Genomic DNA, 25,262 nt, shown 5'->3' with positions numbered 1-25,262 from the left:
GGCCCGGTGCGCCGTGAGCGGCATCGCCAGCACGATCGCGGCGGGCTCGCTGCTCGTGGCGCTGCCGGTCGCGGCCCTCGCGGGCCTGGTGTCGTTCCTGTCCCCGTGCGTGCTGCCGCTGGTGCCCGGCTATCTGTCGTACGTCACGGGCATGAGCGGCGACCCCCGGCGGGGCCGCATGGTGGCGGGCAGCGCGCTGTTCGTGCTCGGCTTCTCCCTGGTCTTCGTGGCGGGAGGAGCGCTGTTCGGCGGTCTCGGGTCGCTGCTGCTCGGGAACGCCCAGGTGATCACGCGGGTGCTCGGCGCGCTGACGATCGTGCTCGGGCTGGCCTTCGTGGGGCTGATCCCCGGTCTGCAGCGTGACGTGCGCATCCACCGCTTCCCGGCGGCCGGGATCGCGGGCGCGCCGCTGCTCGGCATCGTGTTCGGCCTCGGCTGGACCCCCTGCATCGGGCCCACCCTGTCGGCGGTGCTCACCCTGTCGCTCGACCAGGCGAGCGCCGTGCGCGGCGCGGTGCTCGCCTTCGCGTACGCTCTGGGGTTGGGCGTGCCGTTCGTCCTGGCGGCGCTCGCCTACCGCAAGGCCATCCACACCTTCAAGGCGGTCCGCCGCCACTCCCAGCTCATCACGCGTGTCGGCGGGGGCATGCTCGTCCTGGTCGGCGTCCTGCTGGTGACCGGCCTCTGGGGCCAGTTCATCGCGAACATCCAGGGCTGGGTGGGCGGATTCGAGCCGGTGATCTGATGACGTTTACCCGAGAAGTCCAGACGGACCCGCCGCGCCCCGCCGGCCTCGGCCCGGTCGGCTGGCTGCGGTGGGCCTGGCGCCTGCTCACCTCGATGCGCACGGCGCTCATCCTGCTGTTCCTGTTCGCGCTGGCCTCCGTGCCCGGGTCGATCTACCCGCAGCGGTCGATCAGCCCCGAGAAGGTCGCGCAGTACTTCAAGGACAGCCCGGGCCTGGCCAAGTGGCTCGACCGGCTCTGGCTTTTCGACGTGTTCACCTCGCCGTGGTTCGCGGCGACCTACCTGCTGCTGTTCATCTCGCTCGCCGGCTGCGTGATCCCCAGGGCGAACGCCCACCTGCGCGAGCTGCGCCGCAAGCCCCCGGCCGCGCCGCGCAACCTCTCCCGGCTCCCTGAGCACGCCTCCTTCACCGCGACCGGCGTCACGGCGGAGGAGATGGCGGCCCGGCTCCGGAGGCAGCGCTTCCGCACGGTCACCGGCCCCGGCTGGGTGTCGGCCGAGAAGGGTTACCTCCGCGAGAGCGGCAACCTGCTGTTCCACGTGGCCTTGCTCGCGCTGCTGATCGCGGTCGGGGTGGGGGGCCTGTACGGCTACCGCGGCAACGTGCTGCTCATCGAGGGGAACGGCTTCGCCAACACCGTCGCCGCCTACGACAGGTACATCCCGGGGCAGAAGGTCTCCTCCGACTCGCTGGAGCCCTTCTCGTTCACCCTGCAGGACTTCCAGGCCACTTATGTCGCCGGCGGGGAGCGGCGCGGCCAGGCTCTCGACTTCTCGGCCAAGCTGAAGGTCGTCGACCACCCGGGCGGGCCCGAGCGGCCGTACGACCTGAAGGTGAACGAGCCGCTCGACGTCAACGGCACCCAGACCTACCTCATCGGGCACGGTTACGCCCCCGCCTTCAAGGTGGTCGACGGCAAGGGGCAGGTGGCCTTCGAGAGCTCCGTGCCGTGCCTGACGGCCGACCAGGCGACCTACACCTCCGAGTGCGTCATCAAGGCCCCGGACGCCCAGCCGTCCCAGCTGGGCTTCCTGGTGAGGTTCCTGCCGACCACCGTGCCCGCGCAGGACGGGTCGTACGTCTCGGTCTTCCCGGGCGCGGCCAACCCCACGGCCCAGGTGTTCGCCTTCTCCGGCGACCTCGGCATGAAGGGGGCGCCGCAGTCGGTGTACCGGCTCGAGACCAAGAACCTCAAGCCGCTGGTGATGGGGTTCAAGACCAAGCCGCTGGCCGTCGGGGAGACCCTGAAGCTGCCCGACGGCGCCGGGTCCATCCAGTTCACCGGCGTACGCGAATGGATCAGCCTCCAGATCGCCTACGACCCGGGCCGCGTGCCCGCCCTGATCGCCGCCGCTCTCGCGGTGATCGGCCTTATCCCGGCGCTCACGGTGCGCCGCCGCCGCGTCTTCGTGCGCGTCGGCGAGGCCGGTGACGACGGTGCCACGACGGTCGAGGTCGGCGGGCTGGCGCGCACGGAGGGAGCGGGCTTCGCCGAGGAGTTCGCGACGATCGTCACGGCCCTGCGGGGTTCCGAGGCAGGCGAGGCCGCCTCGCGGGAAGGAGTGAAGAATGCCCACTGACGTCAACGCCGGGCTCGCCACGCTCAGCGACCAGCTGATCCTGGCGACCGTTCTGCTGTACGTCTTCGCCATGATCGGGTACGCGCTCGATCTCGGCTTCGGGCGGATCCGGGCGAGTGCCGCGGCGCCCGCCCGCGTGCCGGCGTCCGTCGGCGGCGGCGCCGACGCCCCACCGGGGGACGCCGAGACGACCGCGGGGAAGGCGGCCGTGGAGCCGCCCGCGTGGGCCGCCCGGGCGGCCACCGTGGCGGTGGTGCTGACCTGGCTCGGCCTGGCCACCAATCTCGGGGCCATCATCAGCAGGGGCGTCGCCGTGGGGCGCTGGCCCTGGGGCAACATGTACGAGTTCGTGGTGGCGATCTGCTTCGCCGCCGTGGGCGCGTTCCTGGTGATGCAGGTCCGCCAGCCGGTGAGGTTCCTCGGGGCGTTCGTGTCGCTCGCGGGGGCCCTCGGGCTCGGCTTCGCCGTCCGTTACCTGCACGTGCAGGCCGGTCCCGTGGTGCCCGCCCTCAACTCCTACTGGATCGCCATCCACGTCACCGCCGCCATCCTGGCGAGCGGCCTGTTCATCGTGGCCGGCGTGTGCGGCGTGCTGTTCCTGGTGCGCAAGGAGGGCCCGTCGAGGCTGCCCGGCCGTGAGGAGCTCGAGCGGGTCGCCCACCGGGCCATCGTGTTCGCCTTCCCGATCTGGACGTTCGCCGTGATCGCCGGCGCGCTGTGGGCCGACAAGGCCTGGGGCCGCTACTGGGGCTGGGACCCCAAGGAGGTCTGGGCCTTCATCACCTGGATCGCCTACGCGGCCTACCTGCACGCCAAGGCGACCGCCGGTTGGAAGGGGAGGGCGGCGACGATCGTGCAGCTGATCGCCTTCGGCTGCCTGCTGTTCAACCTCGTCGGTGTGAACATCTTCCTGTCGGGCCTGCACTCCTACGCGCAGGTCCCCTAGGGCCTGCTTTCCGCAAGAGCTCGGATCTCCCTGGTCAGGCGATCGAGCCAGATCGACGAGGGCGATGTGCGGAAAATGGGCCCCTGAACGACCCCAGAAAGTCGAAGCCTCCCCGGGAAGATCGCCCGGGGAGGCTTCTTTCGTTCAGTCGTCCTCGCGGCGCAGGCGCCGGTCGAGGTCCCGGAGGAAGTCGGGGTCGTCGTCGGGCCCGCGGGGGACGGACGGCCGGGGGTGGCCGGCGCGGCCCATCTGACGGCGTCGTATCGCCTGCTCACCGAGGGGCCGGCCGAGCAGCAGCCACAGCAGGCCGCCGAGGTCGGCCAGGAGCACGACGATGAGAACCCACAGCAGCTTCGGCAGGTTTCGTACGTCTTCCTCGGGTGTGGTGATCACATCGAACAGGCAGTAGAGCCAGAAGGCCAACAGCGCCAAGCCGAGAAGCACGCTACCCATGCCCCGCAGCGTAAGCCATTCCGCGCTAGATCGTGTTTTCGGGGCAGAGATCGTACGTCCGGGAAACGCATCCCGGTGCGACTTTCGTGATGACTTCCCGGGCGGCCTCTCGTACCGTGGACCGTGACCACGCTACGTCAACGGGAGGGGTACGTGCCGATGGTGGCGCTCGCTCGGGCACCATGGCCGTCGTCATGACGGGGTACTCCGGCGACAGGGGTCGCCATCGCCGCGGGCCGCGCTGGCGTCAGCGGGGGCCGTACGCCTACCGGGGCGAGACATCCCGCGAGGGGACCGCGGAGTCCGGTGACGGCAGGCGCGTGGACGGCGCGGAGCTTCCGCGCGAGGGCCGTGGCGACGCGCGCCGGCAGGGCCGCGGCGACTCTTTTATGGACGTTTTTAGGGACAGCCGTAATGACGCCTCGCGGGACGGGCGCGCCGAATATCGCGACAGCGGGCGCCGGGCGAACCGCCGCGAGAGGCGGGCCGAGACGTTCTGGGAGGGCGACGGGCCCCGCGCCGACGCTCCGGGGGCGGTCACCGCGCCGGTGGTCGACCGGCCGCAGTACATCTGGCGCGACTTCGAGCTCGACGACGTGCCCCCGCTCGCCCAGCCCAACTCCCCGGACACCCCCGACCTGCGCGACGGCCTGAAGCACTGCGGGCCGCTGGAGCAGATCCTGTACCGCCAGTGGGACGCCGCGGACGGTCCTCCCTCGCCGGAGGCCGTCCGGGCCGTCGACAGCCTCTCCCGGCTCCCCGAGCGCCTGAAAGCCCTCCTGGCGGTCGGACTGGACGGCATCTACGTCGGGGCCGGAGGGGTGCCCGATCTGGACGACATGGGCTATCTGCGGGGCGCTCCGCTGCCGTCGGGAAAGGCGACGTGGGACGTCTGCGCCGGCGCGTACGGCGACCGCAAGATCGTGGTGGGCGACCGGCCCTCTCCCACTCCCGACGTGATGATGCACGAGACGGGGCACGCCCTCGACGACATCGACTCGGCGCCGGGCGACTGGGTGTCCGACTCGCCGGAGTTCGTCGCCCTCTACGAGGAGTGCGGCCCGCTGTTCGCCTCCTCGTTCCACAAGCAGCCCGGTGGCCTCGGGCGCAAGGAGTTCTTCGCCGACGCCTTCGCCGCGATCGCCTCGCGGCAGCGTCCGGCTCTGGTCGACATGCTGAACGGCGACACGCGCGCCGCTTTGAATGTCATGCTGTTCTTCAACAGGCGCTACGGGATCTAGGCCTGTTTTCCGCACGAGCCCGAATCTCCCTGGTCAGGTGGTGTATGCGATCCGGTGCTATCAGTGATCAACCCAGGTCGATGAGGGCGATGTGCGGAAAATGGGTCTAGGTGGTCCGGCCATGTACGTCATCCGGCTCGCGGACGGGACGCTGCGGATACCGCAGACCCTGACCAGTGACGACGGCCGCCTGATCGGCAACGCCTACGTCGAGCTCGCGCCGAGCGACCCCGACTACGACCGCTGGCTGCCCGAGTCGATCACCGAGGAGCAGGACGCGGAGCGGCGCAGGCGCTGGCGCGAGGACAATGATGAGCTTGAGCGCGAATTCCTCGCGTTCAAGGAGTCGCAGACGAACTCCGACCGCTGATCGCCGCCACGAGGACCGCTCGCCGTCCACCGACGGCACTCGGCGGATCGGCCAAGACTACGGGCCCCAAAAACCGTTTAAGGCCTAGCCGTAAAAAAGAACAGTGACCCTGCGGCTTCCGGGGGGCACGCAGGATCACCGGGTGGTGCATTGAGGGTTCGAGTTCACCGCACCTCGCGTTCGCCGCCAGGCTCGGCGGGAGCTCTCACCTCAGACGCGCGGCGTGTCGCCACTCGGCCGATCGGCCGCGAGGACTTCCTCGCCACGCAGGAGAGCGTGCACCTCCGACTCGCGGAAACGCCGGTGCCCTCCGGGGGTGCGGATGCTGCTGATGCGGCCTGCCGCTGCCCATCGCGTCACCGTTTTTGGATCGACCCGGAAGAGGGCGGCAACCTCTCCGGGGGTCAGCAGTCGTTCGCTGCTACTCTCCACAATCTCTCCCCCTCGCATCCCGCATCCTGAAGCGGGCGGACAGGTATCCAGTTTGCCGAGCCAAAACTGATATATCCGTGATTTACCTTCGATGATCACGGGTTGTTATCAGCCGAGTGCCCGTTTGTTATATGATAGAGCCTCTTTGGGGCGCTCGTGGGTGTTTCTTTACAAAAGCGCCGTGTTGGGAACACTAGCAGCGCTCGCTCCCGATGCGAAGTGAGCGCGGTAAAGGTCCAGGACCGAAAACAGTCTCCGTCCAGGGTGACCCGTAGACCGCTCCATCGCGCGGGGGGCGTAACCTCAAGGATGTGCGACCGTTTCTCGTTTACACCGCGTCACGGCTCGGTCTGTTCGCCGTCACCTTCGTTGTGCTCTACCTGATCGGCCTTCACGACGTCTTCTGGCTGCTCGTGATCAGCCTGGTGATCAGCGGCGTGGCCAGCTACGTGCTGCTGTCGAAGCAGCGGGACGCGGTGAGTGAGCAGATCAGCAAGGGCCGCGATGATTAGGGGAGCGGGAACATGCCGACCCGGGCATGGTACTCGTGTCCGAGGTGCGTGGTGTCGCTTCCGACGAGAAGGCCGTCTTTGTGTGCGAGGAACGCTTTGACCCCGATGCCCCGGTCGCGGGTGGGGTTCCAACTCAGCGCTCTGCCCGTCGCCGGGTGAATCGCTCCAATCCCCGGCCGTGACACCGCCCCTCGCCCGGCCGAGTCGGAGCCCCGGGGGTTGTCGAGCCAGCGCTGATGCCCCCCGACGTAGACCGCCGCGCCCGTGACCGCGACCGAGTACAGAGAGTCACCGCCGGTGTAGTTGACCCACGTGGGCCTGATGGCGTCGCCGTGCGAATAGGTCTCGAACCGGGCCGCTGAATCGCACAGCTTGCGCGTCCCCTTGGCGCCCCCTGTCGTGACAACGACGAAATACTGCCCGTCCGGTGAGAAATCAAGGCCGCGAACGTAAGAGGGGAACACCTCCTTACAGTCGGCGGCGTAAGCCTCGGTATGCCAGTCGGTCACCGCCGGCCGCGCGGCGCCGATGTCGACGAGGCCGAGCTGGGGACGGCGCCGCCCGCCGAGAGTGGTGAAGGAGCCGTCGACCGCGAGCCGGTCGCGGGACGCGGCCATCGCGTAGACCTTGAGCGCGCCGCCGCGCCCGCCGTCCGGCGTGACGGTGAAGGCGGGGTCGACCGCCCCCGTGGCCGGGTCGAGGCGCGCCAGCGCCTGCCGCGGCGTGCGCCCGATCGCGGTGAAGTCGCCGCCGACGTACAGCCTCCCGGCGTGGAGCACCAGGCTGGAGACGTCGCCGCCGCGCACCGGGGCCGAGAAACCCGGGTCCGGGGATCCGTCGGCGAGCCGCAGGCGGGCCAGGCCGTGGCCGGCGCGCGGCGAGACGAACGAGCCGCCGACGTACACCGAGCGCCCGTCGGGGCCCGCCGCCAGCGCGCTGACCGCCCCCTCAAGCCGGGGCGCGAACCGGCGGTCGACACGGCCGGTCCTGAGGTCGAAGGCGAAGACGCCGTCGCGCGGCAGCGTGGCCGAGCCGCGGGCCTCGCGCACCCGGCTGAAATCACCGCCGACCACGACGGTGTCGCCGACGAGGGCGAAGGCGTTGACGATGCCGTCGAGGACGTGAGGAGTGGTGTCCACGGGGTCGGCGGAGACCACGCGGGGGTGGGCGACGTCCCCGGCCGAGGCCGGGGCGGCGGGCAGGACGGCGAGGGCCCCCGCGAGCAGAGGGGCGGCTATGACGGCCGACTTTCGGGTCGAGTTTTGGTCAAACATGTACCAAGTCCTAGCAGACGCTGGGTGACGAGGCGACTACTTTGGGTCGATCAACCCATGCCTACTAAGCTTGGCGCCATGACGCGCGCATCCCTGGACAAACAGCCGCACGAGGTCGCCGCGATGTTCGACCGCACGGCCCGGCGCTACGACCTGGTCAACGACGTGTTGTCGCTCGGTCAGGACCGCCTCTGGCGCAGGGCCACCGCCGCGGCCGTCGACGCGGGCCCGGGTGAGCTCGTGCTCGACCTCGCCGCCGGCACCGGCACCTCGACCGACGCCTTCACCGCTCTCGGGGCCCGGGCGATCGCGTGCGATTTCTCGCTGGGGATGCTGCGCACGGGCGTCGAGCGGCGCGGGGGCTCCGGCCTTTCCGGCGGAGGGGTGCGCGGGGTCACGTTCGTCGCGGGAGACGCGCTGCGGCTGCCCTTCGCCGACGACACCTTCGACGCCGTGACGATCTCGTTCGGGTTGCGAAACGTCAACGACACGGTCGAGGCGCTGCGCGAGATGTACCGCGTGACGCGGCCCGGCGGCCGCCTGGTGGTGTGCGAGTTCTCGCGTCCCACCGTCAAGTCGTTCGACCTGGTCTACAGCCAGTACCTCATACGGCTGCTGCCCCCGGTGGCCAGGGCGGTCAGCTCCAATCCCGACTCCTACGAGTACCTCGCCGAGTCGATCCGCGCCTGGCCTGACCAGGCCGCTCTCGCCGGGCTCCTGCAGGAGGCCGGCTGGCGGCGCGTGCAGTGGCGCAATCTCTCGCTGGGCATCGTGGCATTGCATAGAGCAGGTAAACCAGCCATGGGCAAGTAGGTAACCTCCATCTGACATCGGGCAGGGAAAAAGGGTTAGACTTCCGCCGACAAGTTTGTGAAGTGGTTCACAAAGGAACGAAGGCCCCAAATCCGAGGCCCCTCGACACCCAGGACAGGACAGGTCCCGTGAGCGAGTCAGCCCCCGCGCCGGACGCCGACGTCATCGTCGTCGGTGCCGGACCCGCGGGTTCGACCACGGCCTTCTACCTCGCACAGGCCGGCTTCGACGTGCTGCTGCTGGAGAAGACCCGCTTTCCCCGCGAGAAGGTGTGCGGAGACGGGTTGACCCCGCGTGCCGTCAAAGAGCTGATCGCCATGGGCGTCGACATCGACGCGCCCGGCTGGATCAGGAACAAGGGGCTGCGCGTGGTCGGCGGAGGCCTGCGGTTCGAGCTCGCCTGGCCGGAGCTGTCCAGCTACCCCGACTTCGGCCTGGTCCGCACCCGCCGCGACTTCGACCAGATCCTCGCCGAGAACACCGAGCGCGCCGGCGTCACCCTGCTGCAGGGTGTCAACGTCACCGGCCCCGTGCTCGACGAGCGCAGCGGCCACGTCGTCGGCGTGACCGCCAAGAAGGACGGCGAGCAGGTCACCTACCGCTCGCGACTGGTCGTCGCGGCCGACGGCAACTCCACGCGGCTGTCCCTGGCCATGGGCCTGCACAAGCGCGAGGACCGGCCGATGGGCGTCGCCGTCCGCACCTACTACACCAGCCCCCGTCACGACGACGACTGGCTGGAGATCTGGCTGGAGCTGTGGGACACCGAGCCCGACGGCAGCTCCCGGCTGCTCCCCGGGTACGGCTGGGTGTTCCCCGTCGGTGACGGCACCAGCAACGTCGGGCTCGGCCTGCTGAACACCAGCGAGGCGTTCCAGAACATCGACTACCGCGACCTGCTGCGCCGCTGGGTCAAGAACATGCCCTCCGACTGGGAGTTCTTCGAAGAGAACATGACCGGGCCGATCCGCGGCGCGGCCCTGCCGATGGCCTTCAACCGGCAGCCCCACTACACCCGCGGCCTGCTGCTCGTCGGCGACTCGGGCGGCATGATCAACCCCTTCAACGGCGAGGGCATCGCCTACGCGATGGAGACCGGGCGCATCGCCGCCGACGCCATCACCACCGCTCTGTCCGCCCCCACCGCCGCCCAGCGCGAACGCGTGCTCCGCGCCTATCCGCAGACGCTCAAGGACGCCTTCGGCGGTTACTTCACCCTCGGGAGGCTGTTCGTCGAGGCGATCGGCAGACCGGGCGTGATGGGGTTCCTCACGCGGCACGGTCTGCCACATCCCACTCTGATGCGGTTCGCTATGAAACTCCTTGCTAATCTCACGGACCGGCGGGGCGATGCTTCAGACCGGATCATCAACGCCCTGTCCAAGGTCACGCCGCCGGCATGACACAGCACCCGGAACGAAGATCGATGATCGCCCTGCCTAGACTCAGCAACCGATTGACCGACGCCTCAGCGCTCAGAGGGGACGCATAGCGATGGAACTGTACGTACCGATTCTGGTGCTCGCGGTCCTCGCGGCCGGTTTCGCCGTCTTCTCCGTGGGGATCGCCCCCTTCACGGGTCCCAAGCGCTGGAACCGCGCGAAGCTCGACGCCTACGAGTGCGGCATCGAGCCGACGCCCCAGCCCGTCGGCGGTGGCCGGTTCCCCCTGAAGTACATGATCACCGCGATGCTCTTCATCGTGTTCGACATCGAGATCATCTTCCTTTATCCGTGGGCGGTCGCCTTCGACTCGCTCGGGGTCTTCGGACTGGTCGAGATGGTGCTGTTCATCGTCACCGTCCTCGTCGCCTACGCCTACGTGTGGCGCCGTCGCGGGCTGGACTGGGACTGAGAGGCAGCGTGCCGGAAGGCGCGCGGGAGGAAGCACTGACATGGGTCTCGAAGAGAAATTGCCCAGCGGGTTCATCCTGACCACCGTCGAGCAGGTGGCCGGATGGGCGCGCAAGAACTCCGTCTGGCCGGCCACCTTCGGCCTCGCCTGCTGCGCCATCGAGCTGATGGCCACCGGCGGCCCGACCCACGACCTGGCGAGGTTCGGCATGGAGCGCGCGTCGGCGTCGCCGCGCCAGGCCGACCTGATGATCGTGGCCGGACGACTCTCGCAGAAGATGGCGCCGGTGCTGCGCCAGATCTACGACCAGATGGCCGAGCCGAAGTGGGTCATCGCCATGGGCGTCTGCGCCTCCAGCGGTGGCATGTTCAACAACTACGCCATCGTCCAGGGCGTCGACCACGTCGTGCCGGTGGACATCTACCTGCCCGGCTGCCCGCCGCGCCCCGAGATGCTCATCGACGCGATCGTCAAGCTGCACGACAAGATCCAGAACATGAAGTTCGGCGCCCACCGCGCCAAGCAGATCGACGAGCTGGAACTGCGGGCTCTGCGGTCGCTTCCGCTCATCGATCAGGGGACCTCGAAATGAGCACTGACAACCTTCCCGGAGTCCCGGAGGAGCCGATCGCCCGCCGGGGCATGTTCGGCGCGTCCGACTCCGGTGACACCTCGGGTTACGGCCGCCTCGTCGTGCGCCGCCCGCCGAAGCTGTCGAGCGAGCGGCCGTACGGCGGCTACTTCGACGAGGTGGCGGACGCGCTGGAGCGGGTCGCGGGCGACGCGTACGCCGACATGGTGGAACGCGTGGTCGTCGACCGCGGCGAGCTGACCCTGCACGTCAAGCGTGAGCACCTGGTCGAGTTCATGGGCCACCTGCGCGACGACCTCGCGCTGCGCTTCGAGCTGTCGCTCGGCGTGTCGGGCGTGCACTATCCCGAGGAGACCGGCGCCGAGCTGCGCGCCGTCTACCACCTGTGCTCGATCACCCACAACCGGCGCGTCCGGGTCGAAGTCGCGTGCCCCGACGCGGATCCCCACATTCCCTCCACGGTGTCGATCTACCCGACGCACGACTGGCACGAACGCGAGACCTACGACTTCTTCGGGATCATCTTCGACGGCCATCCGGCGCTCACCCGCATCGAGATGCCCGATGACTGGGAAGGCCACCCGCAGCGCAAGGACTACCCGCTCGGCGGCATCCCGGTGCAGTACCGCGGCGCCACCACCCCCGCGCCGGACCAGAGGAGGTCGTACGCATGACCGCCATCCACGACGGTGAGACCGCTCACAACCAGAACGCCCACGCCACCGGCGACGACGCCGCCGAGGGCCGCGTCTACAGCGTCAACGGGCAGGACTGGGACGAGGTCGTCGGCGCCGCCGCCGAGGGCTCCGAGGAGCGCCTGGTCGTCAACATGGGTCCGCAGCACCCCTCGACGCACGGCGTGCTCCGCCTGGTGCTGACCCTCGACGGCGAGACCGTGACCGAGGCCCGCGTGGGCATCGGCTACCTCCACACCGGCATCGAGAAGAACATGGAGTACCGGACGTGGACCCAGGGGGTCACGTTCGTCACCCGCATGGACTACCTCGCGCCGATCTTCAACGAGACGGCGTACTGCCTGGCGGTGGAGAAGCTCCTCGGCATCACCGACCGGATCCCGCAGCGCGCGCAGACCATCCGCGTGATGATGATGGAGCTCAACCGCATCTCCTCGCACCTGGTCGCCATCGCGACCTTCGGCCTGGAGCTCGGCGCCACCACGCCGATGCTGTTCGGCTTCCGTGAGCGCGAGATGGTGCTCGACCTGTTCGAGTACATCACCGGCCTGCGCATGAACATGGCGTACGTCCGCCCGGGCGGCGTCTCGGTCGACCTGCCGGCGGGCGCGGTCGACAAGATCGGCGAGTTCCTCAAGGTCATGCCGGGTCGCATCAAGGAGATGCGCAAGCTCCTCGACGAGAACCCGGCCTACACCCGCCGCACCAAGGACGTCGCCTACCTCGACCTCACCGGCTGCATGGCCCTCGGCGTGACCGGGCCCATGCTCCGCGCGGCCGGCCTCCCGTGGGACCTGCGCAAGTCGCAGCCCTACAGCGGCTACGAGACCTACGACTTCGACGTGCCGACCGAGACCTCCTGCGACGTCTACGGCCGCTACCTGGTCCGTATGGCCGAGATGGAGGAGTCCCTCAAGATCATCGCCCAGTGCCTCGACCGGCTCTCGGGCTCCGAGCTCAAGGGCAAGCCGGTCATGATCGAGGACAAGAAGATCGGCTGGCCGTCGCAGCTCGCGCTCGGCCCCGACGGCCTCGGCAACTCGCCCGACCACATCGCCCACATCATGAGCTCCTCCATGGAAGCCCTGATCCACCACTTCAAGCTGGTGACCGAGGGCTTCAGGGTCCCGGCGGGACAGGCGTACGTCCCGGTCGAGTCGCCGCGCGGCGAGCTGGGCGCCCACGTGGTCAGCGACGGAAGCACCCGGCCGTACCGCGTGCACTTCCGCGACCCGTCCTTCACGAACCTGCAGGCGGTCCCCGCCACCTGCGAAGGCGGCATGGTTGCCGACGTCATCGCCGCGGTCGCCTCGATCGACCCGGTCATGGGAGGTGTGGACCGGTGACGAGCTACTCGCCGGAAGTCCGCGAGCGTCTCGAACGCGACGCGAAAGAGATCATCGGACGCTACCCGAAGAGCCGCTCGGCGCTGCTGCCGCTGCTGCACCTGGTGCAGTCGGAGGACGGCTACGTCTCCGACGCCGGGCAGGAGTTCTGCGCCGAGATGCTGGGCCTGTCGAAGGCCGAGGTCGTGGGCGTCTCGACGTTCTACACGATGTACAAGCGCAAGCCCGCCGGTGAATATCACGTGGGCGTCTGCATCAACGCGCTGTGCGCCATCATGGGCGGCGACCAGATCTGGGACGAGCTGAGCGAGCACGTCGGCGTCGGCAACGGCGAGACCACCGGCGACGGCAAGGTCTCGCTGGAGCGCCTGGAGTGCAACGCCGCCTGCGACTTCGCGCCCGTCATGATGGTCAACTGGGAGTTCTTCGACAACCAGACCCCCGAGTCGGCCAAGCAGCTCGTCGACGACCTGCGCGCGGGCAAGGAAGTCACGCCCACGCGCGGCCCCTCGCGCCTCTGCAGCTTCAAGGAGGCCTCGCGCGTGCTCGCGGGCCTGCCCGACGGCCAGGCCGGTGACGGCCCCTCCGCCGTCGGCCCCTCCGTCGAGGGCCTGAAGGTCGCCAAAGCCAACGGATGGACCGCGCCGGCGCCGTCGAAGGGGGCCTCCGAATGACCACGCTGACCCCGGTGCTCACCGCCAACTGGGACCGGCCCGACTCCTTCACCCTGGCGGGCTACGGGGAGTACGAGGCCGCCAAGAAGGCGCTGGCCACCGACCCCGACGCCATCATCAAGGCCGTCAAGGACTCCGGTCTGCGCGGCCGAGGCGGCGCGGGCTTCCCCACCGGCATGAAGTGGGGCTTCATCCCGCAGGGCGACGGCAAGGCCCACTACCTCGTCGTCAACGCCGACGAGTCGGAGCCGGGCACCTGCAAGGACATCCCGCTGATGATGGCCAACCCCCACTCCCTGGTGGAGGGTGTCATCATCACGGCCTACGCCATCCGCGCCAACCACGCCTTCATCTACATCCGCGGCGAGGTGCTCCACGTCATCCGCCGCGTGCAGGCGGCGGTGCGCGAGGCGTACGAGAAGGGCTACCTCGGCACGAACATCTTCGGGTCGGGCTACGACCTGGAGCTCGTCGTGCACTCCGGCGCCGGTGCGTACATCTGCGGCGAGGAGACGGCGCTGCTCGACTCGCTCGAGGGCTACAGAGGCCAACCTCGGCTCAAGCCCCCCTTCCCGGCCGTCGCAGGCCTTTACGCCTGCCCCACTGTCATCAACAACGTCGAATCGGTCGCCAGCGTTCCCAGCATCGTCGCCAACGGCGCCGACTGGTTCGCCTCGATGGGCACCGAGAAGTCCAAGGGCTTCGGCATCTTCTCGCTGAGCGGCCACGTCACCCGCCCCGGGCAGTACGAGGCGCCGCTCGGCATCACCCTGCGCGAGCTGCTCGACATGGCGGGCGGCATCCGGGCGGGGCACCGGCTGAAGTTCTGGACCCCCGGCGGATCGTCCACCCCGATCTTCACCGACGAGCACCTCGACGTCCCGCTCGACTTCGAGTCGGTGGGCGCCAAGGGCTCCATGCTGGGTACCCGCGCGCTGCAGATCTTCGACGAGACCACCTGCGTCGTGCGTGCCGTCCTGCGCTGGACCGAGTTCTACGCCCACGAGTCCTGCGGTAAGTGCACCCCCTGCCGGGAGGGCACCTACTGGCTGAAGCAGGTCCTTCGGAGGCTCGAGAAGGGCCAGGGCACCGAAGAGGACCTCAGCACGATCACGGACATCGCCGACAACATCCTGGGCCGCTCGTTCTGCGCCCTGGGCGACGGCGCGACCAGCCCGATCCACTCGTCGGTGAAGCACTTCCGCGACGAATACCTCAAGCACTTCGAGATCGGCGGATGTCCGTTCGACCGGGCGGCGTCCACTGTGTGGGGGGCATCCGCATGACCGTTCAGACCACGTCCGAAGGGCAGGTCGAGCAGCCCGTCGAGATGGTCACGCTGACCATCGACGGTTTCCAGATCAGCGTCCCCAAGGGAACGATGATCATCCGGGCGGCCGAGATGCTGGGCATCCAGATCCCCCGGTTCTGCGACCACCCGCTGCTCGAGCCGGCGGCCAACTGCCGCCAGTGCCTGGTCGACATCACCGACGCCGGTAACGGCCGCGGCTTCCCCAAGCCGCAGCCGTCCTGCGCCATCGAGGTCGCCGAGGGCATGGTGGTGCTGACGCAGCTCACCTCGCCGGTCGCCGAGAAGGCCCAGCGCGGTGTCATGGAGCTGCTGCTCATGAACCACCCGCTCGACTGCCCGGTCTGCGACAAGGGCGGCGAGTGCCCCCTGCAGAACCAGGCCATGTCGAACGGCCAGGGCGAGTCGCGCTTCCACGAGCACAAGCGCACCTTCGAGAAGCCCATCCCGCTGTCGACCGAGGTCCTGCTCGACCGCGAGCGGTGCGTCCAGTGCGCCCGCTGCATCCGCTTCTCCGACGAGATCGCCGGTGACCCGCTGATCGACTTCTTCGAGCGCGGCGCCTCCGAGCAGGTCGGCGTGGCGAACGGCGAGCCGTTCGAGTCCTACTTCTCCGGCAACACCGTGCAGATCTGCCCGGTCGGCGCGCTCACCGGCGCGGCCTACCGCTTCCGGGCCCGGCCGTTCGACCTGGTGTCGACGCCCAGCGCCTGCGAGCACTGCGCCAGCGGCTGCGACCTGCGCACCGACCACCGGCGCGGCCGGGTCACCCGGCGCCTGGCCGCCGACGACCCGCAGGTCAACGAGGAGTGGAACTGCGACAAGGGCCGCTGGGCCTTCTCCTACACCACTCAGCCCGACCGCCTGCAGACGCCGCTGGTCCGCGACGAGGAGGGCCGCCTGCGGCCCGCGTCCTGGCCGGAGGCCCTGACGGTCGCCGCCGAGGGCCTCGCCAAGGCCCGCGGGAAGGCCGGCGTGCTGGTCGGCGGACGGGTGACCGTCGAGGACGCCTACGCCTACTCCAAGTTCGCGCGCATCGCCCTCGGCACCAACGACATCGACTTCCGCTCCCGCCCGCTGTCGGAGGAAGAGGCCGTCTTCCTCGCGCACACGGTCGCGGGCAAGGGCATCGAGGTCTCCTACAGCGACCTCGAGAAGGCCCCGGCGGTGCTGCTCGCCGGGTTCGAGCCCGAGGAGGAGTCGCCGATCGTCTTCCTGCGCCTGCGCAAGGCGTGGCGCAAGCGCGGCCTGAAGGTCTTCTCGATCGCGCCGTTCGCCTCGGCCGGACTGGCCAAGATGGGCGGCACCCTGATCCGTACGCTTCCGGGCGCCGAGGCCGAGGCCGTCGGCGAGCTGATCTCCGGCTCCTCGGCCGCCGCCGAGGCCCTGAAGCAACCGGGCGCGATCATCCTGGTCGGCGAGCGGCTCGCCACCGCCGGGGGCGCGCTCTCGGCCGCCGTACGGCTCAGCGCCACCTCCGGTGCCCGGCTCGCCTGGGTTCCCCGCCGGGCCGGTGAGCGCGGCGCCCTGGAGGCCGGCGCCCTGCCGGGCCTGCTGCCGATCGGCCGTCCCGTCGCCGACGAGACCGCCCGCGCCGAGGTCGCCCGCGCCTGGGACGTCGCGAGCATCCCGGCCACCCCGGGACGCGACACCACCGCGATCATCACCGCCGCGCTGAACGGCGAGATCGACGCCCTGGTGGTCGGCGGGGTCGACCCCTACGACCTGCCCGACCCCGCGGCCGCGCTCGAGGCCCTCGAGAACACCCCGTTCGTCGTCTCCCTCGAGATGCGCGCCAGCGCCGTCACCGACCGCGCCGACGTCGTGCTGCCCATCGCGGCCGTCACCGAGAAGAACGGCACCTTCGTCAACTGGGAGGGCCGGGGCCGCTCGTTCGAGCGGGCCATCGAGGTGCCGGGCGTGATGAGCGACCTGCGCGCGATCGGCGCGATCAGCGACCACATGGACGTGCACCTCGGCCTGCCCGACGCCGCCGCCGCCCGCCGCGAGCTCGCGACGCTGGGCGCCTGGCGCGGCTCCCGGCCGAACGGCCCGAGCGTCACCGGTGGCGTCCACGCCGACCCGCAGGCCGGCGAGGCGGTCCTGGCCACCTGGCACCTGCTGCTCGACGAGGGCCGCATGCAGGACGGCGAGCCGTTCCTCGCGGGCACCGGACGCGCCGTGGAGGCTCTGCTGTCGGAGGCCACGGCCGCCGAGATCGGCGTGCTCGACGGCGGCAAGGTTCACATCGCCACCGAGGCCGGTACGGTCACGCTGCCCGTCCGGGTGGCCGACCTGCCCGACCGTGTGGTGTGGGTGCCGTCGAACTCCGCCGGCTGCTCGGTCACCCGCGACCTGCGCGCCGTGGCCGGTGACGTCGTCAAGATCGGGAGCGAGTCATGACTCCTCAAGCCTTTGTCCTCGCCGATGGCGCCAACCCCACGTTGGCAGACTTCGGCAAGGACCCGCTGTGGCTGTCCATCATCAAGGCCGTCTTCATCTTCGTCTTCCTGATGCTGGGCGTGCTGTTCGGCGTGTGGTTCGAGCGCAAGCTCATCTCACGCATGCAGCACCGCTACGGCCCGAACCGCGCGGGCAAGTTCGGCCTGCTGCAGACGGTGGCCGACGGCCTGAAGATGGGGTTGAAGGAGGACATCCTCCCGAGGACCGTCGACAAGGTCGTCTACATCCTCGCCCCGATCATCATCGCGGTCCCGGCGTTCCTGTCGTACTCGATCATCCCGTTCGGGCCGATGGTGTCGATCTTCGGGGTGCGGACGCCGCTGCAGCTCACCGACCTGCCGGTCGCGGTGCTGGTGGTCCTCGCGATGGCCTCGATCGGCGTCTACGGCATCGTGCTCGCGGGCTGGGGCTCGCGCTCGCCGTACGCCGTGCTCGGTGGCCTGCGCTCCACGGCCCAGGTGATCTCCTACGAGATCGCGATGGGCCTGTCGTTCGTGGCGGTGTTCCTGTTCGCCGGCACGCTCTCCACCTCCGAGATCGTCGCCAAGCAGGCCTCGGGCGGTGACTGGCACGGCATCCCGCTCCCGTCGTGGTACGCCATCCTGCTGATCCCGTCGTTCCTGATCTACGTGATCACGATGCTCGGCGAGACCAACCGCGTGCCGTTCGACCTCCCCGAGGGTGAGGGCGAGCTGGTCGGCGGCTTCCACACCGAGTACTCCTCCTCGCTGAAGTTCGCGATGTTCATGCTGGCCGAGTACGCCAACGTCCTCACGGTGTCCGGGCTGTGCATCACGCTGTTCCTGGGCGGCTGGCGGGCCCCGTGGCCGATCTCCCTGTGGGACGGCGCGAACACCGGCTGGTGGCCGATGCTGTGGTTCTTCATCAAGCTCGTGCTGGCGTTCGCCTTCTTCATCTGGGTGCGCGCCTCCCTGCCCCGTATCCGGTACGACCAGCTCATGGCCTTCGGCTGGAAGGTCCTCATCCCGCTGAACCTCGCGTGGATCCTGCTGGTCGCCACCGTCCGGGCCACCCGCATCGCGGGCGAGCAGAGGTCACTGGTGATGATCATCGCAGCGGTGGTCGTCGTCGGGGTCCTCGCGATCTACTTCCGCTTCGACACGGTCAACCAGCGTCGCCGCGAGGCCAAGGCCGCGCAGGTGGAGGCCGAGTTCGAGCAGCTGCGCGCCGAGCCCACCGCCGGTGGGTTCCCGGTTCCGGCCCTGGACCTGCCGCACTACCACGGCGTCAACGGACGCAAGGAGGTCCCCAGTGGGACTAACTGATTTCCTGAACCCCGTGAAGGGGTTCGGCGTCACCTTCCACCACATGTTCAAGAAGCCGGTGACGGTCAACTACCCGGAGGAGAAGCGGCCCACCGCCCCCCGGTTCCACGGCCGTCACCAGCTGAACCGCTGGCCGGACGGTCTCGAGAAGTGCGTCGGGTGCGAGCTGTGCGCCTGGGCCTGCCCGGCTGACGCGATCTTCGTGGAGGGTGCCGACAACACCGACGAGGAGCGCTACTCCCCGGGTGAGCGGTACGGGCGGACGTACCAGATCAACTACCTGCGGTGCATCCTTTGCGGCCTGTGCATCGAGGCGTGCCCGACACGCGCGCTGACGATGACCAACGAGTACGAGCTCGCCGACGCGAGCCGTGAGAGCCTCATCTACACCAAGGAGATGCTGCTCGCGCCGCTGGGTCCCGGCATGGAAGCGCCCCCGCACGCCATGCGCCTCGGCGAGACCGAAGAGGACTACTACCGGTTGGGCCGTAGCAATGGGTGAAACGATCACGTTCTGGGTGCTGGCGGTCGTCTCGGTGGCCGCGGCGTTCGGACTCGTCTTCAGCCGCAAGGCGGTGTACTCCGCGCTGATGCTGGGCGTGGTGATGCTCTCGCTGGCGGTGCTCTACGCCGTTCAGGACGCCCCGTTCCTCGCCGTGGTGCAGATCATCGTCTACACCGGCGCGGTCATGATGCTGTTCCTGTTCGTGCTGATGCTGGTCGGCGTCGACTCCTCCGACTCGCTGGTGGAGACGATCAAGGGGCAGCGCTTCTGGGCGATCATCGCGGGCCTCGGCTTCGCGGTGCTGCTGGCCGTCGGCATCGGCAACGCCGTGATCGGGGACGCCGCCGGGGTCGCGAACGTCGAGGGCGGCAACGTCCCGGCGCTGGCCAAGCTGATCTTCACGCGGTACGTCTTCGCGTTCGAGGTCACCTCGGCGCTGCTCATCACCGCCGCGCTCGGCGCGATGGTGCTGGCGCACCGCGAGCGCAGCGCTCCGAAGCCCACGCAGAAGGACCTCTCGCGCGCCCGGTTCCTCGGCGACCACCCGACCCCGCTCCCGGGGCCCGGCACCTACGCCCGGCACAACGCGATCGACATGCCCGCGCTGCTGCCGGACGGCTCGGTCTCCGAGCTGTCGGTCAACCGCTACATCGCCCGGCACGACGTCGAGAGCGGCCGGCTGCCGGACAATCCCCGGCTCGCCAGCGCCATCAAGCAGGTCGCCGAGAGCAACCGCCGCACCGAGCAGCCGAAGGTCGTCCAGGCCGTCGCCGAGGCCCCCGAGGTCCCGGTTCCGGCCGAGGACGAGCCCGTGGCCGCCCGGTCCGCCGGCAAGGCCGCGGACGGCCCTGTCGAGGAGGAAGGCAAGTGACCACCCACTACCTGGTGCTCTCCGCGCTGCTGTTCGCCATCGGCGGCGTCGGCGTGCTCGTACGCCGCAACGCCATCGTCGTGTTCATGTGCGTGGAGCTCATGCTCAACGCCTGCAACCTGGCTTTCGTCACCTTCGCCCGCCAGCACGGCAACCTCCAGGGCCAGATCATCGCCTTCTTCGTGATGATCGTGGCCGCCGCCGAGGTCGTCGTGGGTCTCGCGATCATCGTGACGATCTTCCGAACCCGCAGGTCCGCGTCGGTGGACGACGCCAACCTGCTGAAGTACTAAGAGGTCGCCGTGGAAACCGCTGCTGAGATCGTCCGGCACTCCGGTGGAGTGGTCGGCGTCTCCTGGCTGACGATCGCCCTGCCCCTGCTCGGCGCGGCGATCCTGCTGCTGGGCGGCCGCCGCACCGACCGTTGGGGCCACCTGCTCGGCGTCGCCATGTCGCTGGCGTCGTTCGTGGTCGGAGTGCTCGCCTTCTTCGAGCTGATCGGCTTCGGGCCCGACCAGCGCCGCCGCCTCGTGGAGCTGTACGACTTCCTGCCCTCGGGCTCGCTCCACGTGAAGATGGGCCTGCTGCTGGACCCGCTGTCCATCTCGTTCGTCCTGCTGATCACCGGTGTCGGGTCGCTGATCCACATCTACTCGATCGGCTACATGGCGCACGACCCGAACCGGCGGCGGTTCTTCGCCTACCTGAACCTCTTCGTCGCGGCGATGCTCCTGCTGGTGCTGTCCGACAACTACCTCGGCCTGTACATCGGCTGGGAGGGCGTCGGTCTGGCGTCCTACCTGCTGATCGGCTTCTGGCAGCACAAGCCGTCGGCCGCCGCGGCGGCCAAGAAGGCGTTCGTCGTCAACCGTGTCGGCGACATGGGCCTCGCGCTCGGCATCTTCGTCATCTTCACGACGTTCGGCACCATCGCCTTCAACGAGGTGCTGCCCAACGCCGGCAAGGCCGGGCAGGGCACGCTGACGCTGATCGGCCTCGCGCTGCTGCTCGGCGCGTGCGGCAAGTCCGCCCAGCTCCCGCTGCAGTCCTGGCTCCTGGACGCCATGGAGGGCCCGACCCCGGTCTCGGCCCTCATCCACGCGGCCACCATGGTCACCGCCGGCGTCTACCTCGTGGTCCGATCCGGCCCGATCTTCGAGGGCGCCCCGACCGCGCAGCTCGTCGTGACGATCGTCGGCGTCGCCACCCTGCTCGCCGGTGCGATCATCGGTACGGCCAAGGACGACATCAAGAAGGCGCTGGCCGGTTCGACGATGTCGCAGATCGGCTACATGATGCTCGGCGCCGGCCTCGGCCCGATCGGGTACGCCTTCGCCATCGCCCACCTGATCACGCACGGCTTCTTCAAGGCCTCGATGTTCCTCGGCGCGGGCTCGGTCATGCACGCCATGAACGACGAGGTCGACATGCGCAAGTTCGGCGGCCTCGCCTCGGTGATGAAGATCACCTGGGCGACGTTCGGGCTCGGCTACCTCGCCATCATCGGCTTCCCGCTGCTGTCCGGTTACTGGACCAAGGACGGCATCATCGAGACCGCGATGGAGCACAACCCGATCCTCGGCTGGCTGGCCGTGCTCGGCGCCGGCATCACCGGCTTCTACATGTCGCGCCTGTTCTTCATGACCTTCCACGGCAAGCGCCGCTGGGAGAAGGACGCCCACCCGCACGAGTCCCCGGCCGTCATGACCTGGCCGCTGATCATCCTGTCGATCGGCTCGGTCTTCGGCGGCGCGTTCCTCATCGTGGGCAACCGCTTCATGGAGTTCCTCGCCCCGGCCGTCGGCCGTCCCGAGGAGATGCCGACCTTCCACCCGTTCAGCCCCGCCGGTCTGGTGACGCTGGCGCTGGTCGCCATCGGCGTCGCCTTCGCCTGGATGAAGTACGGCAGGGCCGAGGTCCCCGCGGTCGCCCCGCGCGGCTCGTTCCTCACCGTCTTCGCCCGCCGCGACCTGTACGGCGACGCGCTGAACGAGGCGCTGTTCATGCGCCCCGGCCAGTGGCTGACCCGGCTCGCGGTCTTCTTCGACAACCGCGGCGTCGACGGGCTGGTCAACGGGCTGGCCGCCACGATCGGCGGCACGTCGGGCCGGCTGCGCCGCGTGCAGACGGGCTTCGTCCGGTCGTACGCCTTGTCGATATTCTTCGGTGCCGCCCTCCTGGTCGGCGCATGGTTCGTCGTAGGGAACCTGTGATGCCCTGGCTCTCAATTCTGATGGGCGTGCCCGTGGTGGGCGCGCTGGCGGTGGCGGCGGTGCCCAAGGGCAACGACAAGCTCGCCAAGCAGCTCACGCTCGTGGTGTCGCTCGTCGTGCTGGTGCTCACGATCGCCATGGCGGCCAAGTTCGACCACTCCGGGCCGCGTTACCAGTTCAGCGAGGTCCACCAGTGGATCCCGTCGTTCGGCGTCCACTACGCGGTCGCCGTCGACGGCATCGCGCTCGTGCTCATCGCCCTGGCGGCGGTGCTGGTCCCGATCGTGGTGCTGGCCTCCTGGAACGACGCCGACCGGCCCGACGCCAAGCGGTCGGTCAAGACGTACTTCGCACTGATCCTGGTGCTCGAGGCGATGATGATCGGCGTCTTCGCGGCGACCGACGTCTTCCTCTTCTACGTCTTCTTCGAAGCGATGCTGATCCCGATGTACTTCATGATCGGGTCCTACGGCGGGGCGCAGCGGTCGTACGCGGCCGTGAAGTTCCTGCTGTACTCGCTGTTCGGCGGCCTGCTCATGCTGGTGGCCGTGATCGCGCTGTACGCCCTCGCCGGCAAGGGCACCTTCCTGCAGCCCGAGCTGATCGGCGTCATCAAGGACCCGGCCACCCAGAAGTGGCTGTTCCTCGGCTTCTTCATCGCGTTCGCCGTCAAGGCCCCGCTGGTGCCGTTCCACACCTGGCTGCCCGACGCCGCCGCCCAGGCGCCCGCCGGCGCGGCCGTGCTCCTGGTGGGCGTGCTCGACAAGGTCGGCACCTACGGCATGCTCCGCTTCTGCCTCGAGCTCTTCCCGGACGCCGCGAAGTTCTTCACACCCGCCGTGATCGCGCTCAGCGTGATCGGCATCGTGTACGGCGCGATCGTGGCCATCGGGCAGGCCGACATGAAGCGGCTCATCGCCTACACCTCGATCTCGCACTTCGGCTTCATCACGATGGGCGTGTTCGCGCTGACCGCCGACGCCGGGGCCGGAGCCACGCTCTACATGGTCAACCACGGTTTCTCGACCGGCGCGCTGTTCCTGCTCGCCGGATTCCTGATCAACCGCCGCGGCTCGCAGTTCATCGCCGACTACGGAGGCGTCCAGAAGGTCGCCCCGATCCTGGCGGGCACCTTCCTGGTCGCCGGTCTGTCGTCGCTGTCGCTGCCGGGCCTTTCGACCTTCGTGAGCGAGTTCCTCGTCCTGATCGGCACCTACGAGCAGTACGTCGTACCGGCCGTCATCTCCCTCATCGGCATGGTCCTCGCCGCCGTGTACGTCCTGTGGATGTACCAGCGGATGATGACCGGTCCGACGGCCGAATCGGTCAAGACGCTGCCCGACCTGAACCTCCGTGAGAAGTTCGTGGTGGCCCCGCTGATCGCGCTGCTCATCGGCTTCGGGTTCTTCCCCAAGCCGCTGCTCGACGTGATCAACCCGGCCGTGAACCACACGCTCACCAGCGTGCAGGCCCCGCAGTTCCACCCGGCCATTCCAGTGACCGCTGAGAAGAAGGGGGCAGGCCAGTGAGCCTCCTCGCCGCCGCGCCCATCGAGGCCCCGAAGATCGAATATGGGGAGCTCGCGCCGATGCTCCTGGTGTTCGGTGCGGCGACCATCGGCGTGCTCGTCGAGGCGTTCACGCCGCGCTACCTGCGCAAGTCGATCCAGATGCCCATCACGGTGCTGTCACTGCTCGGCGCGTTCGCGCTGACGGTCTGGCAGGGCGTCCAGGGTGTGCGCGACGCGGCCGCCATGGGAGCGGTCGCCGTCGACGGGCCCTCGCTGTTCATCTGGGGCGCCATCCTCCTGCTGGCGGTCGTCTGCGTCCTGCTGATCAACGACGACGACCACTTCGTCGCCCAGGCGGCCGCCGTCCCCGGCAGTGCCGAGGAGGACCAGGCGATCTCCGTTGGCGGCGCCCACACCGAGATCTTCCCGCTGGTGCTGTTCGCCGTCGGCGGCATGATGCTCTTCCCCGCCGCGAACGACCTGCTGGTCATGTTCGTGGCCCTCGAGGTCATGTCGCTGCCGCTGTACCTGCTGTGCGGTCTCGCCCGCCGTCGCCGCCTGCTCTCGCAGGAGGCGGCGATGAAGTACTTCCTGCTCGGCGCGTTCTCCTCGGCGTTCTTCCTGTACGGCACCGCGCTGCTGTACGGCTTCGCCGGGTCGGTCGACCTGTCGGCCATCCAGCAGGCCCTCAGCAGCGTGGGCGGCCAGGACAGCCTGCTCTACATGGGTGCCGCCACCCTCGGCGTCGGCCTCCTGTTCAAGATCGGCGCCGCGCCCTTCCAGGCCTGGAAGCCCGACGTGTACCAGGGCTCGCCGACCCCCATCACCGCGCTGATGGCCTCCGGCACGCTCATCGCCGCCTTCGGGGCCCTGCTGCGGGTCTTCTGGGTCGCCCTCGGCAACCTGGACGGCGAGTGGAGCCCGGTGCTTTGGGCCGTCGCCATCCTCACGATGGTCATCGGTGCGATCCTCGCGATCACCCAGACCGACATCAAGCGCATGCTGGCCTACTCCTCGATCGCCCACACCGGCTTCCTGCTCACCGCGGTGGTCGCGACCGGCGGCGAGAAGCAGAACGTCAGCGCCCTGTCGGGCATCCTGTTCTACCTGGTGGCCTACGGTTTCGCCACGGTCGGCGCCTTCGCGGTCGTCACCCTGGTCCGTGACGCCGGCGGCGAGGCGGGGCACCTGTCCCGCTGGGCCGGCCTCGGCAAGCGGTCCCCGGTCCTGGCGGGCATCTTCGCGCTCTTCCTGCTCGCATTCGCCGGTATCCCGCTGACGTCGGGCTTCTTCGGCAAGTACGCCGTTTTCGCCCCGGCGGTCGCGGGCGGCGCGACAGGGCTGGTCATCGTGGGTGTGGTCACCTCGGCCATGGCGGCGTTCTTCTACGTCCGGGTCATCGTGCTGATGTTCTTCAGCGACCCGGCCCCGGAAGGCCCGACCATCGCGGTGCCCAGCATGGGGACCGCGGCTGTGGTCACGCTCGCGGCGGCGGCTACGGTAGTCCTCGGGCTCTTCCCGCAGCCGGTGCTCGATCTCGCGCACACGGCCGCGCAGTCGTTGTTCGTTCGATAG

The 25,262-nt window shown here is 69.2% G+C and carries 25 protein-coding genes; 22 read left to right on the top strand and 3 right to left on the bottom strand.

Features of this window, described 5'->3' with window-relative positions; genetic code table 11:
• Positions 1-13: 13 nt before the first annotated feature.
• The 3 genes from KIK05_RS07975 to ccsA are packed head-to-tail and all read left to right on the top strand — an operon-like array spanning position 14 to position 3,274.
• A complete protein-coding gene (locus KIK05_RS07975) occupies positions 14-745 on the top strand; it encodes a cytochrome c biogenesis CcdA family protein (RefSeq protein ID WP_308249803.1) in 732 nt (243 codons plus the stop codon).
• The gene (gene resB / locus KIK05_RS07970; protein ID WP_214409938.1) at positions 745-2,328 is read left to right on the top strand and encodes a cytochrome c biogenesis protein ResB; all 1,584 of its coding nucleotides are present in this window, start codon (positions 745-747) and stop codon (positions 2,326-2,328) included. Before KIK05_RS07975 ends, resB begins: the two co-directional genes overlap by 1 nt.
• Complete coding sequence (ccsA, locus tag KIK05_RS07965) at positions 2,318-3,274, top strand: cytochrome c biogenesis protein CcsA (protein ID WP_214409937.1); 957 nt, start codon at positions 2,318-2,320, stop codon at positions 3,272-3,274. Before resB ends, ccsA begins: the two co-directional genes overlap by 11 nt.
• Before the next feature lie 144 nt (positions 3,275-3,418).
• Here ccsA and KIK05_RS07960 read toward each other — a convergent pair whose 3' ends face one another.
• On the bottom strand, positions 3,419-3,727 hold the full coding sequence (locus KIK05_RS07960) for a PLDc N-terminal domain-containing protein (protein WP_214409936.1): 309 nt from the start codon (positions 3,725-3,727) through the stop codon (positions 3,419-3,421).
• Positions 3,728-4,116: 389 nt separating this feature from the next.
• On the opposite strand from KIK05_RS07960, the gene KIK05_RS07955 reads away from it, so the two are divergent.
• Together KIK05_RS07955 and KIK05_RS07950 are read left to right on the top strand one after the other, a co-directional pair.
• A complete protein-coding gene (locus KIK05_RS07955; protein ID WP_250562422.1) occupies positions 4,117-4,968 on the top strand; it encodes a hypothetical protein in 852 nt (283 codons plus the stop codon).
• A gap of 121 nt (positions 4,969-5,089) precedes the next feature.
• Positions 5,090-5,338 carry a hypothetical protein gene (locus KIK05_RS07950; protein WP_214409935.1) on the top strand — a complete coding sequence of 83 codons (249 nt, stop codon included), beginning with the start codon at positions 5,090-5,092 and terminating at the stop codon, positions 5,336-5,338.
• 210 nt (positions 5,339-5,548) lie between these two features.
• Here the strand turns inward: KIK05_RS07950 and KIK05_RS07945 are convergent, their stop codons facing one another.
• Positions 5,549-5,788 carry a BldC family transcriptional regulator gene (locus KIK05_RS07945; RefSeq protein WP_214410124.1) on the bottom strand — a complete coding sequence of 80 codons (240 nt, stop codon included), beginning with the start codon at positions 5,786-5,788 and terminating at the stop codon, positions 5,549-5,551.
• 293 nt (positions 5,789-6,081) lie between these two features.
• On the opposite strand from KIK05_RS07945, the gene KIK05_RS07940 reads away from it, so the two are divergent.
• Positions 6,082-6,282, top strand: a complete 201-nt coding sequence (locus tag KIK05_RS07940; RefSeq protein ID WP_214409934.1) for a DUF4229 domain-containing protein — start codon at positions 6,082-6,084, stop codon at positions 6,280-6,282.
• Here the strand turns inward: KIK05_RS07940 and KIK05_RS07935 are convergent.
• Entirely contained in the window at positions 6,279-7,556 is a 1,278-nt protein-coding gene (locus KIK05_RS07935) for a delta-60 repeat domain-containing protein (RefSeq protein WP_214409933.1), read from the bottom strand. The two genes, KIK05_RS07940 and KIK05_RS07935, sit on opposite strands and share 4 nt — an antisense overlap.
• A 78-nt stretch (positions 7,557-7,634) precedes the next feature.
• Between KIK05_RS07935 and KIK05_RS07930 the strand changes: the two genes are divergently transcribed.
• The 16 genes from KIK05_RS07930 (at position 7,635) to nuoN (ending at position 25,262) form a co-directional block, all read left to right on the top strand.
• A complete protein-coding gene (locus KIK05_RS07930; RefSeq protein ID WP_214409932.1) occupies positions 7,635-8,369 on the top strand; it encodes a demethylmenaquinone methyltransferase in 735 nt (244 codons plus the stop codon).
• 128 nt (positions 8,370-8,497) lie between these two features.
• On the top strand, positions 8,498-9,772 hold the full coding sequence (locus KIK05_RS07925; protein WP_214409931.1) for a geranylgeranyl reductase family protein: 1,275 nt from the start codon (positions 8,498-8,500) through the stop codon (positions 9,770-9,772).
• 91 nt (positions 9,773-9,863) lie between these two features.
• Positions 9,864-10,223: an NADH-quinone oxidoreductase subunit A gene (locus KIK05_RS07920; protein WP_214409930.1), complete on the top strand. Its 360-nt coding sequence runs from the start codon at positions 9,864-9,866 to the stop codon at positions 10,221-10,223.
• A 40-nt stretch (positions 10,224-10,263) separates the two neighbouring features.
• The gene (locus KIK05_RS07915; protein ID WP_214409929.1) at positions 10,264-10,815 is read left to right on the top strand and encodes a NuoB/complex I 20 kDa subunit family protein; all 552 of its coding nucleotides are present in this window, start codon (positions 10,264-10,266) and stop codon (positions 10,813-10,815) included.
• Positions 10,812-11,489, top strand: a complete 678-nt coding sequence (locus KIK05_RS07910) for an NADH-quinone oxidoreductase subunit C (protein WP_214409928.1) — start codon at positions 10,812-10,814, stop codon at positions 11,487-11,489. The genes KIK05_RS07915 and KIK05_RS07910 overlap by 4 nt, the downstream gene beginning before the upstream one ends.
• Complete coding sequence (locus KIK05_RS07905; RefSeq protein WP_214409927.1) at positions 11,486-12,856, top strand: NADH-quinone oxidoreductase subunit D; 1,371 nt, start codon at positions 11,486-11,488, stop codon at positions 12,854-12,856. The genes KIK05_RS07910 and KIK05_RS07905 overlap by 4 nt, the downstream gene beginning before the upstream one ends.
• On the top strand, positions 12,853-13,530 hold the full coding sequence (gene nuoE, locus KIK05_RS07900) for an NADH-quinone oxidoreductase subunit NuoE (RefSeq protein WP_214409926.1): 678 nt from the start codon (positions 12,853-12,855) through the stop codon (positions 13,528-13,530). Before KIK05_RS07905 ends, nuoE begins: the two co-directional genes overlap by 4 nt.
• Positions 13,527-14,816, top strand: coding sequence for an NADH-quinone oxidoreductase subunit NuoF (gene nuoF / locus KIK05_RS07895; protein WP_214409925.1), 1,290 nt, complete (start codon positions 13,527-13,529; stop codon positions 14,814-14,816). The genes nuoE and nuoF overlap by 4 nt, the downstream gene beginning before the upstream one ends.
• Positions 14,813-17,242, top strand: coding sequence for an NADH-quinone oxidoreductase subunit G (locus KIK05_RS07890; RefSeq protein ID WP_214409924.1), 2,430 nt, complete (start codon positions 14,813-14,815; stop codon positions 17,240-17,242). The genes nuoF and KIK05_RS07890 overlap by 4 nt, the downstream gene beginning before the upstream one ends.
• Complete coding sequence (nuoH, locus tag KIK05_RS07885) at positions 17,239-18,588, top strand: NADH-quinone oxidoreductase subunit NuoH (RefSeq protein ID WP_214409923.1); 1,350 nt, start codon at positions 17,239-17,241, stop codon at positions 18,586-18,588. The genes KIK05_RS07890 and nuoH overlap by 4 nt, the downstream gene beginning before the upstream one ends.
• Positions 18,575-19,090 (top strand): NADH-quinone oxidoreductase subunit NuoI, encoded by a 516-nt coding sequence (nuoI, locus tag KIK05_RS07880; protein ID WP_214409922.1) that lies wholly within the window; start codon positions 18,575-18,577, stop codon positions 19,088-19,090. The genes nuoH and nuoI overlap by 14 nt, the downstream gene beginning before the upstream one ends.
• Entirely contained in the window at positions 19,083-19,964 is an 882-nt protein-coding gene (locus KIK05_RS07875) for an NADH-quinone oxidoreductase subunit J (RefSeq protein WP_214409921.1), read from the top strand. Before nuoI ends, KIK05_RS07875 begins: the two co-directional genes overlap by 8 nt.
• Complete coding sequence (nuoK, locus tag KIK05_RS07870; protein ID WP_214409920.1) at positions 19,961-20,257, top strand: NADH-quinone oxidoreductase subunit NuoK; 297 nt, start codon at positions 19,961-19,963, stop codon at positions 20,255-20,257. The genes KIK05_RS07875 and nuoK overlap by 4 nt, the downstream gene beginning before the upstream one ends.
• Positions 20,258-20,266: 9 nt before the next feature.
• Positions 20,267-22,177, top strand: a complete 1,911-nt coding sequence (nuoL, locus tag KIK05_RS07865) for an NADH-quinone oxidoreductase subunit L (protein WP_308249802.1) — start codon at positions 20,267-20,269, stop codon at positions 22,175-22,177.
• Positions 22,177-23,706 carry an NADH-quinone oxidoreductase subunit M gene (locus KIK05_RS07860; protein WP_214409919.1) on the top strand — a complete coding sequence of 510 codons (1,530 nt, stop codon included), beginning with the start codon at positions 22,177-22,179 and terminating at the stop codon, positions 23,704-23,706. Before nuoL ends, KIK05_RS07860 begins: the two co-directional genes overlap by 1 nt.
• Positions 23,703-25,262 carry an NADH-quinone oxidoreductase subunit NuoN gene (gene nuoN / locus KIK05_RS07855; protein WP_214409918.1) on the top strand — a complete coding sequence of 520 codons (1,560 nt, stop codon included), beginning with the start codon at positions 23,703-23,705 and terminating at the stop codon, positions 25,260-25,262. The genes KIK05_RS07860 and nuoN overlap by 4 nt, the downstream gene beginning before the upstream one ends.

It is taken from the genome of Sphaerisporangium fuscum, from assembly GCF_018531465.1.
Classification (GTDB): domain Bacteria; phylum Actinomycetota; class Actinomycetes; order Streptosporangiales; family Streptosporangiaceae; genus Sphaerisporangium; species Sphaerisporangium fuscum.
The sequence above is the reverse complement of the archived record's forward strand: the minus strand, read 5'-3'. Positions and strand labels throughout refer to the sequence as shown.

What these genes read in the sequence shown, in the direction of transcription:
- KIK05_RS07910 (WP_214409928.1), top strand. Translation starts at nt 10,812, where the DNA reads ATGAGCACTGACAACCTTCCCGGAGTCCCGGAGGAGCCGATCGCCCGC.
- KIK05_RS07935 (WP_214409933.1), bottom strand. Translation starts at nt 7,556, where the DNA reads ATGTTTGACCAAAACTCGACCCGAAAGTCGGCCGTCATAGCCGCCCCT.
- KIK05_RS07875 (WP_214409921.1), top strand. Translation starts at nt 19,083, where the DNA reads ATGGGTGAAACGATCACGTTCTGGGTGCTGGCGGTCGTCTCGGTGGCC.
- KIK05_RS07860 (WP_214409919.1), top strand. Translation starts at nt 22,177, where the DNA reads ATGCCCTGGCTCTCAATTCTGATGGGCGTGCCCGTGGTGGGCGCGCTG.
- KIK05_RS07945 (WP_214410124.1), bottom strand. Translation starts at nt 5,788, where the DNA reads ATGCGAGGGGGAGAGATTGTGGAGAGTAGCAGCGAACGACTGCTGACC.
- KIK05_RS07915 (WP_214409929.1), top strand. Translation starts at nt 10,264, where the DNA reads ATGGGTCTCGAAGAGAAATTGCCCAGCGGGTTCATCCTGACCACCGTC.
- KIK05_RS07950 (WP_214409935.1), top strand. Translation starts at nt 5,090, where the DNA reads ATGTACGTCATCCGGCTCGCGGACGGGACGCTGCGGATACCGCAGACC.
- nuoF (WP_214409925.1), top strand. Translation starts at nt 13,527, where the DNA reads ATGACCACGCTGACCCCGGTGCTCACCGCCAACTGGGACCGGCCCGAC.
- KIK05_RS07920 (WP_214409930.1), top strand. Translation starts at nt 9,864, where the DNA reads ATGGAACTGTACGTACCGATTCTGGTGCTCGCGGTCCTCGCGGCCGGT.
- resB (WP_214409938.1), top strand. Translation starts at nt 745, where the DNA reads ATGACGTTTACCCGAGAAGTCCAGACGGACCCGCCGCGCCCCGCCGGC.
- KIK05_RS07930 (WP_214409932.1), top strand. Translation starts at nt 7,635, where the DNA reads ATGACGCGCGCATCCCTGGACAAACAGCCGCACGAGGTCGCCGCGATG.
- nuoH (WP_214409923.1), top strand. Translation starts at nt 17,239, where the DNA reads ATGACTCCTCAAGCCTTTGTCCTCGCCGATGGCGCCAACCCCACGTTG.
- KIK05_RS07890 (WP_214409924.1), top strand. Translation starts at nt 14,813, where the DNA reads ATGACCGTTCAGACCACGTCCGAAGGGCAGGTCGAGCAGCCCGTCGAG.
- KIK05_RS07955 (WP_250562422.1), top strand. Translation starts at nt 4,117, where the DNA reads ATGGACGTTTTTAGGGACAGCCGTAATGACGCCTCGCGGGACGGGCGC.
- KIK05_RS07905 (WP_214409927.1), top strand. Translation starts at nt 11,486, where the DNA reads ATGACCGCCATCCACGACGGTGAGACCGCTCACAACCAGAACGCCCAC.
- ccsA (WP_214409937.1), top strand. Translation starts at nt 2,318, where the DNA reads ATGCCCACTGACGTCAACGCCGGGCTCGCCACGCTCAGCGACCAGCTG.
- KIK05_RS07960 (WP_214409936.1), bottom strand. Translation starts at nt 3,727, where the DNA reads ATGGGTAGCGTGCTTCTCGGCTTGGCGCTGTTGGCCTTCTGGCTCTAC.